This window comes from Psychrobacter sp. APC 3426 (assembly GCF_030408035.1).
Taxonomy (GTDB): Bacteria; Pseudomonadota; Gammaproteobacteria; order Pseudomonadales; family Moraxellaceae; genus Psychrobacter.
In genome coordinates, this window is record NZ_JASDCF010000014.1 from 60,999 (window position 1) to 75,149 (window position 14,151).

The following is a 14,151-nucleotide window of genomic DNA, read 5'->3' on the forward strand; positions in this document are numbered from 1 at the left end:
CGTTAATAAAAGGTATGATAATGAGGAAATAGCGATGACTAACAAATTAGCGCTCTTAACATCGATATCTATTTTGTCTGTTGGTGCAGTTAGTGCTATCAACCCTGCCCACGCTACCATCAATTGTGCCGGCTACCTCCCCAATAGCTATTTTGAGCGTATCGAAAACAATAAGTCTTTTGCTGGCAAGTTGGTCGAGCAAACCGACGGGTCGCAGCAACTACATGACCTAAATGGTAATGTCATCATAGGCAATCTCACCGATGCTTATATATTGATGGACGCTTATATGCTTGCCAAACAGCATGGGAAATATGGTGTCGTCAATGCCGCTGGCAAGATTATCGTGCCTTTTAAGTATGATGAGATTCAAACGGAGCCTGATATTGCGACCAGCTTTATCGTCAGCATTCACACCTCAGACGATGCCAGCAATGCCACTAAACAAGGCATCATCAATCGTCAAGGTGACTGGATTTATCCATTAGCAGATGTGCATATCCAGCACGCGCAATACGACCCTGATTATGACCAAGATTTCTTTACAGTCACTGATGACGAAGGGCTAACAGGACTGCTCGATGACAGAGGTTACTGGGCAGTAATGCCGCAGTATGATGCAATCAATCCGCTGAACGCTTGTACTGGCGAGCCTTTATATTTACAGGTAAGCCTGCAAAAAAAGACCGCGCTTATTGACCAAAATAATGATGTCATCATTCCACTAGCAGCCAACCAACATATTGAGTTGTTTAACAGTTATGGCGATGTGCCGTTATTTCTGCGCAGTACTTTAGTCACTGGTAGCACAGCTACTGGCATGAGCGAAGATATTCAAGACGATATCGAGAGCGCCCAAATTATTGATGCCAATGGTAAGTTAATTCTCGCATCAGATACAGCTATTAGAAAACTGTTATATCACCAACTTTATACTTATAATCCGGCTGGCAAGATTGGTGTGATGAACGATAAAGGCAATGTCGTACTAAAGCCACGGTTTGATAGCTATCGTGATGATGCGGATAAAGTCTGGCTTGAAAAAAATGGCGAGATGATACGTTTAAGTACATTGCTTGAATTGGACTAAGCGTTTACTTTATCAGCTTTACTGTTTTTTGATTTTAATAAGTATATGCCCTACACAATAAAAAAACCCCACCGCTAATTAATAACGGTGGGGTTTTATTTTAAAAACATCTGCTGATTCAAGCAATTTTATTAAGCAGCCTACACTTTATAGTCTGCATTTAGAGCCCTACTTAGTAGCCAAGCCGCTAAGCTCACTCATCAGCACTGACAATGTTGATAAACCAACTTGCCCATCTTCATCTTCACTATAGAGCTCATCGAGCTTGTGCATCTCTGTCTCAACAGATGCTAGCTGATCGAGATGACGTGAACGCCACTCGCTAAAGGCTTGCTTGGCATCTGGTTTCGATAATACTGCATCCATTAATAGACGCAAACTACGTGATAGCTCATTTACTAAGGCATGGCGCGCACGGCGATCCCAGTAGTCGTGCTGCGGTAAAGTGGCAATATTATCCATCATCCAATCTAACTGCAAGACGTGATACGCCTCGAAGTATAATGTTGCAATTTCATCGACAGGACGTTCATATTGCTCAGCCAGTAACGCCGCATCGAGGGCATCAACGTGATAAGGCAGCATAGCAAACATCGTCGCATCACTCTCCGACAGATCCTCTTGCATCAAGCTGCTGGCATCTTCTTGCAAGTACTCTGCAAATTGCTGCTCAATGAACCCGCCAGATTTGGTCAATTTCTCAACACTATCTCTAAAGCGGCTAATCATGTCAGCGACTTGCAAATCTTGCCCAAAGGCATTGATAAACCAGACAACACCTTGCTCAAGCGCATCGCGTAGACGTAGCTCAAGGTTTAACAATAGCGTGGCATCGACCTGATTATCCAGCGCTTCAAGCGTTTTCCATGCTTTTGACACATTGAAGACATCACGGCTAATCGCATAGCCACGAATGATGGTTGCCAGCGATTGGTCTGTTTCCTCATAGAGACGGAATAGAGCCTCAATACCTAGACGGTTGACCACACTATTGGTCAGATAAGTGCTGATAATCTCGCGATGCAAGCGGTGTTCAGTCATCTCATCAAAGAAACGTGAGGCCAGCTCATCAGGGAAGTACTTACGTAACTCATTAACGAAGTACGGATCATCTGGCAAATCGGACAACAACAAGTTGTCATATACCCACATTTTTCCATAAGCCATGACGACTGCTAGTTCCGGATTGGTCAGGCCAGTCGTTGCTTTTTGACGTTTGGCAATTTCTTCATCTGATGGTAAATACTCAATCGCGCGGTCCAGACGCCCTTCACCTTCTAACATTTGAATGAAGCGCTGATGATCACTTAAGTTAGCTGCCGCACGAATGTGGCTGAGCTCAATCGCTTGTGGTTGTAAATAGTTTTGGCGCAATACCAGCTCTGCAACAGTATCAGTCATACTTTCAAGCAATTCATTACGCTGCTTTAAGGTCATATCGCCTTGTTCAACGACTTTACCAAGTAAGATTTTGATATTAACTTCGTGATCTGAGCAGTTTACACCACCTGAATTGTCAATAGCGTCAGTATAAATACGACCACCCGTTTGTGCGTATTCGATACGCCCTTGCTGAGTAAAGCCTAAGTTACCACCTTCACCGACGACTGCCGTACGCAGCTCGCCACCATTGACACGGACGGCGTCATTAGCGCGGTCACCGACATCGGCATGACTTTCGTTTTCGCTTTTCACGTAAGTACCGATACCACCGTTCCAGATGAGATCAACAGGCGATTTTAGTAATGCACTAATCAACTCATTAGGCGCAAGGCTATCTTCACTGATATCGAACAGCTCTTTCATCTCAGCACTGATAGTGATGCTCTTATCTTGACGTGAGAACACGCCGCCACCTTGACTGATGAGCGACTTTTCGTAGTCATCCCACGTAGAGCGTGGCATTTCAAACAAGCGTTCACGTTCTGCATAAGAAGCAGCAGTATCCGGATTAGGATCAATAAAGATGTGTAGATGGTTAAAGGCAGCGACTAACTTGGTATGAGTAGATCTGAGCATACCGTTACCGAATACATCACCACTCATGTCACCGATACCGACCACGGTAAAGTCATCACGGTTTTGAATGTCCATACCGCGCATACGGAAGTGACGCTTGACCGACTCCCAACCACCGCGTGCCGTAATACCCATGGCTTTGTGGTCATAACCAACGGAGCCACCTGAAGCAAAAGCATCGTCAAGCCAGAAGTTATATTCAGCAGATAAAGCATTAGCAATATCAGAAAAGCTTGCTGTACCTTTATCAGCGGCAACTACCAAGTACGGATCGTCTTCATCATGACGCACGGTATTGGCTGGCGGGACAATTTTTCCATCAACGATATTATCAGTGACATCAAGCATACCGCGCAGGAATGTCTGATAACAGGCGATACCTTCAGCTTGGAACGCTTCACGGCCATCTGCCATGGTTTTGGTTTTGACGATAAAGCCGCCTTTTGAACCAACAGGAACGATGACGGCATTTTTGACCATTTGCGCTTTAACTAGACCAAGCACTTCGGTACGGAAGTCTTCCATGCGATCTGACCAGCGCAGACCACCACGGGCAACTTTACCGCCTCGCAGATGCACCGCTTCAACGCGCGGCGAATAAACAAATATCTCAAACATGGGCTTAGGCTTGGGCAGATTTGGAATATCTGCGGCCAAAAACTTAAATGATAAGCGATCTTTACGCTGACCATCGCTATCAGTTTGGTAGAAGTTAGTGCGCACCATGGCATTAATCAAGTCTAAGTACCAACGCAAGATACGATCTTCATCTAGGCTATCGACATCCGCCAATGCTGCTTTGATTTGCTGCTCAATCTCAGCGGTTTTCTCTCTGCGCTCATCTTCACTGTGTTTAGGATTCATGCGGGCATCGAATAGACTGACTAAAGCCACACTAATTGCGCTATTTTTTACCACTGTCTGTTGTATGTAAGCGCTAGAGAATGGGGCTTTTGCTTGCATCATGTATCGAGATAACGCACGTAGCGCGACCACGTCATAAGTATCTAACTTAGTAATTAATACCAGCTCGTTGAAAGAGTCGCTCTCAACGCGACCTGCCCAAATTTGCTTCAGACTGTCTTCAAACTGACCACGCACCACTTGCATATTGACCGTGTCGACATGCTCTAACGTCAGCTCATACTCTTGCATCCAAATCGACTGTTCTGGCAAGTCAAACTCATAAGTCTGCGCTGAGATAACCGACACTCCAAAGTTTTCTAAAATCGGCAATACTTTGGACAGGATAACAGGCTGCTCACGACCATAAAGTTTAAGATGCAGCTGATTACTAGCATCGCCTGTTGATTGATACAAATGCCAAATCATTGGCTGCTCTGCTGAAAGTCCAGATAAGCGCTTAATATCTTCTACGGCAGTGCGAGCGTCAAAACGTTCTTGATAAGCGGCAGGAACATGATTTAAAAAACGGCGATTTAGAGCATTGGCTTGCTGCTCACCAACATTATCGAGCAGCATTTTTTGATAGTTGTCACTCCAAGATTGCATCAAAGCTGACAGCTTGGCTTCAAGCTCTGCGGTATTGACGTTCTTTACTTGCCCTGGCACGGTACGTACATGAACATGCACACGAGCATGAGCAGATTCATTAAATTCAGTGGTAAAGCCTGATGACGTACCACCATAAGCTTCTTTTAGGACATTTTGTACTTTGATACGCAGTTCGGTGTTGAACTTATCACGAGGAATATAAACCAAACACGACACAAAGCGTTGATAGTGGTCGATACGGCTGAATAGGCGTAGACTCTTTTTATCTTGTAATTGACTGATACCCGACACCATAGGGTATAGCTCTTCTACGCTGGCTTGAAACAAATCATCACGTGGTAAGGTATTGATAACATGCATCATTTTATGATGCGCATGACCATCACGTGGCAAGTCTGCCATTGTCATTATTTTATTGGCTTTTTCACGCAATAAAGGTATTTGCTGAACCGTAAGCTGATAGGCTTGCGATGTTAGCAAACCAATAAAACGATACTCACCGACCAGTTTGCCAGTATCGTCGAACTTATGAATACCTAAAAAGTCCATATATACTGGACGATGAACGGGTGATACTCGGCTGGATTTAGACAGCATCAGTACACGTGGTTCAGTTAGCAACTGTTTCAACACTTTTGGCAGTTGGCTAAAGCTTTCTGACAAAGTGTCTTCTTCCGCACCGCGTAGCAAGCCAAGACCACTATTGCCAATGGCAAATAAATCTAAATCAGTTGGCTCAGCATTGACCTCGACAGCTTGACCGCCCTCTAAGCGGTACTCACGGTAGCCTAAAAATATAAAATGATCGTCTAATATCCAATCTAAAAATGCCTGAATCTCTTGCTGTGAATAAAAAACTTCAGGTAACGGTTTTGAGGACAGCTCAGTTTTGATATCAGTAAGCTTCGTACGCATTTGCTTCCAGTCACCAACAACCTTATCCAGTGTGTCGATTTTGGCCAATAGCATTTGCTGCAGAGTAGCTAAATCCTCACTGTCTTGGTAAGCAATTTCACAATGAATCAAAGACAGGTGTGAGGTGGCGCTTTCATGTGCACCTTCGATGTGGGAGATATGACCATTGTCATCACGCTCAACACTGACGATGATGTTATAAGTGCGATGTACGTCGATACCTTCTGCTTCCAGACTCATTAGAATGGTATCTACTAAGAATGGTCTGTCATAGGCGACAATTTGGATGACGGTGTGTGAACTATGAAAATGCTGCTCTTCTGGCTTGGGGTTTAAAACTTTCAGCTGCGGCTTGCTACCATCATAAGCTTGGAGTAACGTAAAATGATGCAGCGCCATACCTGCTAGATCAGCATCACTGATAGATTCAGCAGTTTCTTGATGCAGCGGCTGATAGTAGCTATGTATAAAATTTTCAAATAATGATTTGTCTTCTTGTACATAACTGGTGGCAATATCGCTTATCTGGCTGATTCGCTCTTTTGCGATACTCAGAGAGTTTGGCATGTCCTTTGTCCTTTTTATCGATTTGTTATAACTATTTATTGGGTTTTTATCATCGTTTTCTTTTGCTATTGGCACTGGCTAACTATAGTAAATGCCAGTCGTATGCTCGGTTGCAATATCCATTTGTGCAACTTCGACAGCTTCACGTGTATCAGTACTGGTTATTAATGACGCATTTTCCTTCTCACTTCTGTATTTTTGTATTTTATAAAAGTTCATATTTCAAAAAAAGCTTTTAAGAAATTTCAATTCTCCTTTAATTCATCTTTACTATAGATGTATGCAACGATGCGAATTTAATAGCCTTAGTCTAATGAAGTGTAACGCAACTGAGGTGTCAGCTAAAGCTTACAACATCATTTCATGAATCAGTAGTTTGCCCATAACCATTGCTAATGATACAACTCAGCGCATTTTGCCGTCTTTATCAATGATTCATCGCTGGCACGTGATACTCGTGGTAATCAAGGCTGTTTTTTTGTTAGAATATGCCGGTGTATTTGAGAGTGTATGATTAACTCGTTATTAACTTTAATGCTAAGGGCAAGACGTATGATGAATATTTTGGTAATTGGCTCAGGTGGTCGCGAACACGCGCTTGCATGGCAGTGCGCAAAAGACAGTAATGTCAAAAAAGTCTACGTCGCTCCTGGTAATGCCGGTACTGCCCTTGAATCTAAATGCCAAAACATCGTGTTGAAATCTAGCAATGATGATGCTGGCGAGCACAGTGCTGTTATAGATTTTTGTCAAAGCAATGCCATTGATATGGTTATCGTAGGACCAGAGGCACCACTAGTCACTGGTATCGTTGATGCCTGCCGGGACGCTGGTATTCCAGCATGGGGTCCGACAGCATATTGTGCACAGTTAGAAGGCTCAAAAACTTTTGCCAAAGAGTTTATGGAGCAAAACAACATTCCAACTGCAGCCTATCAAGGCTTCACAGATACAACTGCTGCCAAAGCGTATATCGATGAGCAAGGTGCGCCGATTGTGATTAAGGCCGACGGACTCGCTGCTGGTAAAGGCGTTATCGTTGCTGAAACCATCGAACAAGCGCATGACGCCATCGATGACATGCTCGCAGACAATAAATTTGGTGATGCTGGTAGCCGCGTGGTAATCGAGCAGTTTTTACAAGGTGAGGAAGCCAGTTTCATTTGCATGATTGATGGTGACAATATATTACCAATGGCAACCAGCCAAGATCATAAGCGTGCGTTTGAAGGTGATACAGGTCCAAACACAGGCGGTATGGGTGCATATTCTCCAGCGCCCGTTGTCACTCAAGCAGTTCATGATAAGGTAATGACGCAAGTTATCCAGCCCGTGGTTGATGCGATGAAAGACGCAGGTCACCCTTATACTGGATTTTTATATGCAGGTCTCATGATTGATAAAGCGGGTGATCCGTACGTGATTGAATTCAACTGCCGTTTTGGTGATCCAGAGACGCAGCCAATTTTGATGCGCCTGCAGTCCTCAATGGTTGATTTGGTTGCTCAAGGATTGGCTGGTAAATTGCCGAATGAAGCGATGTGGGATGAGCGCCCTGCCCTTGGCATTGTCATTGCTTCGAAAGGTTATCCGGAAACTTCATCAAAAGGCGATGTGATTGCTGGCTTGCCAGAGTTAGATGCCAATAACGACAATCCAGTAAAAGTCTTCCATGCTGGAACAGCATTCTCTAATGAGAATAATGATGAAGCCCTAAGCAATGAGAAAGAAGTGGTGACCAACGGTGGTCGTGTATTATGTGTGACCGCATTAGCTGATAGCATCTCAGATGCACAGCAAGCAGCATTGGCAGTCACAGGCGCCATCAGTTTTGACGGTGCACAGTATCGCCGTGATATTGGCCATCATGCTATTGCTCGCAAAAACAATTAATAAAACCTTTTCAAGGTAGGATATATCCACTCACTTATCAGACTCTAATAATTTATTAGATAATTCGACCTAGCGTGATGCTAGGTCTTATTTTTTGATAGCGACTTGTATATAACTTTCAGGCATTGCTGTTACGATTCGTCACTCGTCACTCATCCAAACAATACTAAGTGGTTCCTCTATGGCTAAGTGTTAGAATGAGCCTCTATTATTTAGTAAATTGACTGGCATACTGTTTAGCCAATCACTACCATCATATTTTAGCTTACAAAGTAACTGCTATTGGGCAGCTTAGCCTCATAAACCAAATGTGCTTTATATGATACAATTTTGTACCCGAGCATCGCATCTCCCTTGTATTGTAGGTTTTGAACCCGCAAATCAATACCAACCGGATGAATGATTATATTTATGGCAAATGATACGTCTAAACCTTATAGCAATAAGCAATCAATCGATAACCTTAAAACATCAGGGTTTGAGCGCCGAATGTCGATTGCCAAAACCTCTTTGAATATTGGTCGTCGTTGGGCTGGTAATAGCGTGTCGGGCATGTTTTTAAATAAAGAAGCTCGCACAGCGCGGAATCAAATATTTATGGAGACGCAAGCAAATTATCTTGCATCAGAGCTTGGCAAGCTTAAAGGATCAGTGGTCAAAATTGGCCAAATGCTTGCGATATATGGTGAGCACATCCTACCACCAGAGATTACTCGTGCTTTACAAACTCTCAATGATGATACTGCCACCTTGTCTTGGCCAACTATTGAACAAACATTGCATAAATTGTTGGGCGATAAGCTAAACGAGCTAGAAGTTGATCCTATCCCTATCGGCACGGCCTCACTTGCCCAAGTACATCGTGCAACAGTCATTGCAACGGGTGAGCAAGTAGTATTAAAAATTCAGTATCCAGGGGTGGCAGATGCCATTAACTCGGATTTGGCATTATTCAAACAGTTATTAAAGGTAAGCAACATCGTTCCCCAGACTCGCGCGCTTGATGCTTGGTTTGAAGAGATACGTGACCTACTCCATCATGAAGTAGATTACGAAGCAGAAGCGGCGACCACTGAGCGTTTTTACGATCGTTTAAAAGGTGATCCACGTTACGTGGTACCTAAAATTAATCGGACATACTCAAAGAAACGCTTACTGTGCATGTCTTATGAGCCAGGTATCACCGTTGTCTCTGAGGCATTACAACTATTGCCTCATGAACGCCGTAATGCTATTGGCCAAGCGGCTATTGAAATCATGATGCAAGAGATTTTTGTTTGGGGCGAGATGCAAACGGACCCAAACTTTGGCAACTATTTAGTAAGAGTTAGTGAGAATGAGGATGAGGTCGATAAATTGGTATTATTGGATTTCGGAGCTATACGTCAATTTGATAAAAACCTATTGACCATCGCTCATGGATTATTAAAAGCTGGCTATCGCCATGACCATCAAGCAATGATGATCGCTATGACCGGCTATGACTTCTTTGATACGATGAGCGACAAAGTACGCGCAGATATCGCTTCATTATTTTTGTTGGCAACAGAGCCTTTTAGTGACCCAGCGACCAATCCAGATATTCCAGCCGATTGTTTAGATGATAATAACCGTTATATTTGGGCCAACAGCAAACTGCACTCTCGCCTATCATCAGAGGCGACTAAAGCAATGCAATCTTTTGAGTTTAATTTACCACCGAAAGAGTTTATGTTTATCAGTCGTAAGTTTATTGGGGCTTATACCTTTTTGACTGTGCTTGATGCCTATACTGACTCTAATAATCTGGTAAAACCTTATCTTTATCTTTAAAAATATCAGCTACTGTTAAATAAGTTTTACTCTTTATCGAGTGTGAATTTTTGAACCGCCCTTTTAGTGGCGGTTTTAATTTAAATTGTTTTTATTTGCTTAGGCTATTTTATATTTTAATAGAAGAACACTAGCAGTATGGCTCATTGATTAATCAATTACAGTACTTAGGCTATTTCTAATTTAACACGGTCATTTGCCAGTTATCGAACCTTGTTTGATAACCTTTGGGCTTTTGCATTCTGAGCTCCCAACATACTTCACCACGTGCTAAATACTTCACTTCAAAATGCGTTCGCTGGCTGTCATTTGCTACTTGATAGCGTTCATTGGGTAGACGCCATATATTCGTTGCCTGCTGTTCTGCGTTATCCATATAGGCTTCAATATTGGTCGCCAACACCACCTCTCCACCATTCTGTAAGCGTGATAATAAGAACTCAAAGAAAGGCATGTTCAGCCATTGCTGATTAGGATTATGCTGTTCAGGGTTTGGATAAAGAATAAAAATCTTAGCCACACTATTGGGTTTAATAGCATGTACAATCCATGCAACTGCATCAGCATGGATAGCATCTAGGTTTGGCGACTGTTGTTGCGCTGCCAGTTTAGCAAAAGCATCAAACTTATTACGGGTACGTTCAATAGCAATCAAATGTCTCTCTGGATACTGTGCTGCAAAGCTCAGCGCATGTTTACCCTTCCCTGCTCCAATCTCTAACACTAAGGAATCATGGCTTGTATCTCCTTTTATGATATTTGGAACAATAAAATTACGTGGTGCTGAGAGTTTTTGTGGTTGAAACGCACGCTGTTTCTGATGTGTTAGTTCACTACTTACTGTCATCTAATGTCCTTAAAGCATTTGTCTTTTGCCATTATTCGGCTGCATGCTATTATATAGCCTATCTACTCTAATAGTAATATAGCGACAGTGAGTAATACTCTTTAGCAATCTACCAAGCGTAATGTAGATAAGATAAAACCACTGACTGCCATTCGCTAATGATGCTAACCCTACAAATAAATCGAGGATATACCCACTCTTATTATGACTGAACCTACCCCCAACACCAGCACTTCACCCAAGACCTATCCTTGCCCACGTTGCGGCACTCAGACAGCATGGCAAGACAATAAATATAAGCCGTTTTGTAGCAGCCAATGCAAACTTATCGATTTAGGCGCTTGGGCTAACGAAGACTATACTCTACCCGCGGAAACAACGCCTTTCTCAGACCAACTATAACCAATAATTTTTTATTCATTTATCATCTTAAGGATGTTCTACATGTCTGCTACTTATCTGATGCCCACATACAACCGTCAACCAATCAGCTTTACACGTGGTTCAGGCAGTTGGCTATATACCAAAGATGATACGCCTTACTTAGACGCGCTGACGGGTATTGCTGTTTGCGGATTAGGACATTGCCATCCACAGGTAACTGATGCTATCCAACAGCAGGCAGCAACCTTGGTGCATACAAGCAATTTGTTCGGTATCGACTGGCAAGAGCGTGCGGGTGAAGTCTTATGTACAGCTGCCCAAATGGATAGTGTTTTCTTTGCTAATAGTGGCGCAGAAGCCAACGAAGCAGCATTAAAATTGGCACGACTATATGCACACAATCAAGGGTTTAAACACCCAAAAGTCATCGTTATGGAGCAGTCGTTTCATGGTCGAACCCTACTATCACTATCAGCCACTGCCAACCCTAAAGCTCGCGAAGGCTTTTATACGTTAGATGAAGACTTTATCCGTGTACCCTTTGGCGATATCGCAGCAATTAAACAAGCTGCACTAGACCATGATGAGATTTGCGCCATCTTTGTAGAGCCCATTCAGGGCGAAGGCGGTCTTAATACAGCGGCTAATGGTTTCACCTACCTAGAAGAATTACAGGCTGAATGTGATGCTCACAATTGGCTATTTATGCTAGATGAAGTACAGACAGGTAATGGTCGTACTGGTAAGTATTTTGCCTATCAGCATAGCAATGCGCGTCCAGATGTATTGACAACCGCTAAAGGTTTGGGTAACGGCTTTCCGGTAGGCGCCTGCATGGTACGTGGCCGTGCTAATGGTTTGTTTGGTGCTGGTAGTCATGGTTCTACTTATGGTGGCACACCATTGGCCAGTCGCGTGGTACATAGTGTCTATGATGTGCTAGCGAATAGTGACATCATGAGCAATGCGGTGACCGAAGGGTTATTCATCCGAGAGACTGTCGTTGACGCATTAGGACAGTACGGCGTTAGCAGTCGCGGTGCTGGTATGATGATAGGTATTGCCTTACCAGAAGACATGGACTGCAGTCAGCTAGTAGATCGTGCCCGTAATGAGCAAAAATTAATTATTAACGTCACTGGTGGGCATGTTGTTCGCTTGCTGCCGCCGCTTAATATGAGCCGTGATGAGAGCACTCAAGTGGCTGAGCGTTTGGTAGATTTATTAAAGCCATCTTTCTAGATGCTGGGGCAACGTTAAAACTAAAAAAGCCTATAGAAATATTCTCTATAGGCTTTTTTAGTTTCTTGATTTCGGTACTTTACACTATTCTTTACTACTTGAAGAATACACCTAATAAGACTTAAGCTAAAAATTAAATCAGCATCAAGTTCTAACGACTGGCTCTAATGAGCATGGAAATACTTTTTTAACACCTCTAGACAGCGGGTAATTTTGGCAGGCTGCTGCTCACGGTCTAAGGTAACGGCATATAGCACAAAACTTGGCAATTGATAGCCAGTCAACACCTCGACTAACTCACCACTTTCAAGCTCCTTTTTAATGTCCATCTCCATTATTCTAGCCAAACCATGACCTTCTTTGGCCAAGGTAGTTGCCATAAAGACATTATTGGTATAAATGCGGGAGTTCATCTTGATACGTGTTTTTTTACCTGTCTCTGTTTGAATGAAATCAATTTGATTGGCATCTTTCATAATTTCAATATTAATCAGCTGATGGTCAGCCAAGTCTTTAGGCGTCTGCAGCTTAGTGTGTTGGCGTAGATATTGCGGTGAAGCGACCAGTAATTGCCTGACATCAGTCAATGGATGACTGCTTAAGTTGGCATCACTAATCGTTGGACTCATACGAATAGCGATATCGATACGCTCATCAATCATATCGATATAGTGATTGTCAGCCAAATAGGTAACGCTTAGGTCATCGTGAGCGGCCATCCATGTAGAAAGCGCTGGCAAAATATGATTGACGCCAAGCTCAGGTGTCGTCGCCACCCGCAGACTGCCAGCCAATTCATCACGCAGCTGATTGACCTTAATTCGACCTTGCTCAGCAGCACTGACCACATCTTTTGCCGCTTCATAAAAGCTCTCACCAGCTTCAGTCAAGCTGAGCTTACGAGTCGAGCGATGCAATAGCACCACACCCAGCTCATTTTCTAATGAACGTATTTGCTGGCTGACTGCACTGGTTGTGATACCAAGTTCACGAGCTGAGCCACTAAAAGAACCATGTCCGACCACACTGGCGAACACAGCCATACCGCGTAAATTATCCAACATATTCTCACCTAAGCTGCATTACAGTATTTAATATAACTTAATCATTATAACGGATTCCAATGTATCTTACAGTGGTTAAATCCCTCTCTAATATTTACACTGAGTTTATTTTATAAGTAATAAAAACAAAAATATCAAGGTAATAGCATTACATCACCTTGATATTTTGTTTAAATATATTAAACAATCAAATTTCCGACTGTTTAATATAACTGAACCTTACCCATTTTTCCTTCTCCACGCTCAGTCAAATATTGCATCACTGGTGTATTGAGTAATTTTGTCTCTGCAACGGCCTTGGCTTGCACCATGCGTTTTTGCTGACGACGCTCAGGCGTCTTGTCATCAGCCTGCATCACACTACCATCGATTTGTAAATCGATATCAGCTTGCGGAAATTGCTGCTGCAATTTTTCAGCCAACTGCTGAAAAGTCACTTGTAAATGGCGACTATCGACACTGGTCACAAATGTTGATTTGCCATTACATATCCCCGTCATCATACCTTGACGCGCAAGTGCCAATCCATCCTGAGCGAGCACGTCCGCCTCACGAGCGGTTTGTAACCAGTAATCCCACTTCTGTGGTGTCCATTCGCCTGTCAGCTCTTGCGGTGGGCAACGGAGCAAAACACGAGGGTCATCTGGCATCATTACTAATTGAGAATCATTTACAGAAGGCTCTACAATTGGTTCAGGCTCTACAATTGGTTCAGGCTCTACAATTGGTTCAGGCTCTACAATTGGTTCAGGCTCTACAATTGGTTCAGGCTCTACAATTGGTTCAGGCTCTACAATTGGTTC

General features: G+C 43.2%; 9 protein-coding genes. 6 read left to right on the plus strand and 3 right to left on the minus strand.

Annotated features, from left to right (window positions below):
- The first annotated feature begins 34 nt into the window (after positions 1-34).
- Positions 35-1,090, plus strand: coding sequence for a WG repeat-containing protein (locus QL919_RS08675; RefSeq protein ID WP_290189153.1), 1,056 nt, complete (start codon positions 35-37; stop codon positions 1,088-1,090).
- A 168-nt stretch (positions 1,091-1,258) separates the two neighbouring features.
- Here QL919_RS08675 and QL919_RS08680 read toward each other — a convergent pair whose 3' ends face one another.
- A complete protein-coding gene (locus QL919_RS08680; protein WP_290189154.1) occupies positions 1,259-6,106 on the minus strand; it encodes an NAD-glutamate dehydrogenase in 4,848 nt (1,615 codons plus the stop codon).
- A gap of 555 nt (positions 6,107-6,661) precedes the next feature.
- Between QL919_RS08680 and purD the strand changes: the two genes are divergently transcribed.
- Both purD and QL919_RS08690 read left to right on the plus strand, forming a co-directional pair.
- Positions 6,662-7,999: a phosphoribosylamine--glycine ligase gene (gene purD, locus QL919_RS08685; protein WP_290189161.1), complete on the plus strand. Its 1,338-nt coding sequence runs from the start codon at positions 6,662-6,664 to the stop codon at positions 7,997-7,999.
- Positions 8,000-8,410: 411 nt separating this feature from the next.
- On the plus strand, positions 8,411-9,811 hold the full coding sequence (locus QL919_RS08690) for an AarF/ABC1/UbiB kinase family protein (RefSeq protein ID WP_290189155.1): 1,401 nt from the start codon (positions 8,411-8,413) through the stop codon (positions 9,809-9,811).
- A 178-nt stretch (positions 9,812-9,989) separates the two neighbouring features.
- Here QL919_RS08690 and QL919_RS08695 read toward each other — a convergent pair whose 3' ends face one another.
- Complete coding sequence (locus QL919_RS08695) at positions 9,990-10,658, minus strand: DUF938 domain-containing protein (protein ID WP_290189156.1); 669 nt, start codon at positions 10,656-10,658, stop codon at positions 9,990-9,992.
- Between the two features lie 204 nt (positions 10,659-10,862).
- On the opposite strand from QL919_RS08695, the gene QL919_RS08700 reads away from it, so the two are divergent.
- Both QL919_RS08700 and QL919_RS08705 read left to right on the plus strand, forming a co-directional pair.
- On the plus strand, positions 10,863-11,060 hold the full coding sequence (locus QL919_RS08700) for a DNA gyrase inhibitor YacG (protein ID WP_290189157.1): 198 nt from the start codon (positions 10,863-10,865) through the stop codon (positions 11,058-11,060).
- Positions 11,061-11,102: 42 nt separating this feature from the next.
- Positions 11,103-12,284, plus strand: a complete 1,182-nt coding sequence (locus QL919_RS08705) for an aspartate aminotransferase family protein (protein WP_290189158.1) — start codon at positions 11,103-11,105, stop codon at positions 12,282-12,284.
- Between the two features lie 164 nt (positions 12,285-12,448).
- Here QL919_RS08705 and QL919_RS08710 read toward each other — a convergent pair whose 3' ends face one another.
- A complete protein-coding gene (locus tag QL919_RS08710) occupies positions 12,449-13,348 on the minus strand; it encodes a LysR family transcriptional regulator (RefSeq protein ID WP_290189159.1) in 900 nt (299 codons plus the stop codon).
- Positions 13,349-14,089: 741 nt separating this feature from the next.
- Here QL919_RS08710 and QL919_RS14150 point away from each other — a divergent pair.
- Positions 14,090-14,151: hypothetical protein (locus tag QL919_RS14150; protein WP_356650202.1), on the plus strand; the 62-nt coding region annotated here is incomplete at its 3' end.

What these genes read in the sequence shown, in the direction of transcription:
- QL919_RS08675 (WP_290189153.1), top strand. Translation starts at nt 35, where the DNA reads ATGACTAACAAATTAGCGCTCTTAACATCGATATCTATTTTGTCTGTT.
- QL919_RS08680 (WP_290189154.1), bottom strand. Translation starts at nt 6,106, where the DNA reads ATGCCAAACTCTCTGAGTATCGCAAAAGAGCGAATCAGCCAGATAAGC.
- purD (WP_290189161.1), top strand. Translation starts at nt 6,662, where the DNA reads ATGAATATTTTGGTAATTGGCTCAGGTGGTCGCGAACACGCGCTTGCA.
- QL919_RS08690 (WP_290189155.1), top strand. Translation starts at nt 8,411, where the DNA reads ATGGCAAATGATACGTCTAAACCTTATAGCAATAAGCAATCAATCGAT.
- QL919_RS08695 (WP_290189156.1), bottom strand. Translation starts at nt 10,658, where the DNA reads ATGACAGTAAGTAGTGAACTAACACATCAGAAACAGCGTGCGTTTCAA.
- QL919_RS08700 (WP_290189157.1), top strand. Translation starts at nt 10,863, where the DNA reads ATGACTGAACCTACCCCCAACACCAGCACTTCACCCAAGACCTATCCT.
- QL919_RS08705 (WP_290189158.1), top strand. Translation starts at nt 11,103, where the DNA reads ATGTCTGCTACTTATCTGATGCCCACATACAACCGTCAACCAATCAGC.
- QL919_RS08710 (WP_290189159.1), bottom strand. Translation starts at nt 13,348, where the DNA reads ATGTTGGATAATTTACGCGGTATGGCTGTGTTCGCCAGTGTGGTCGGA.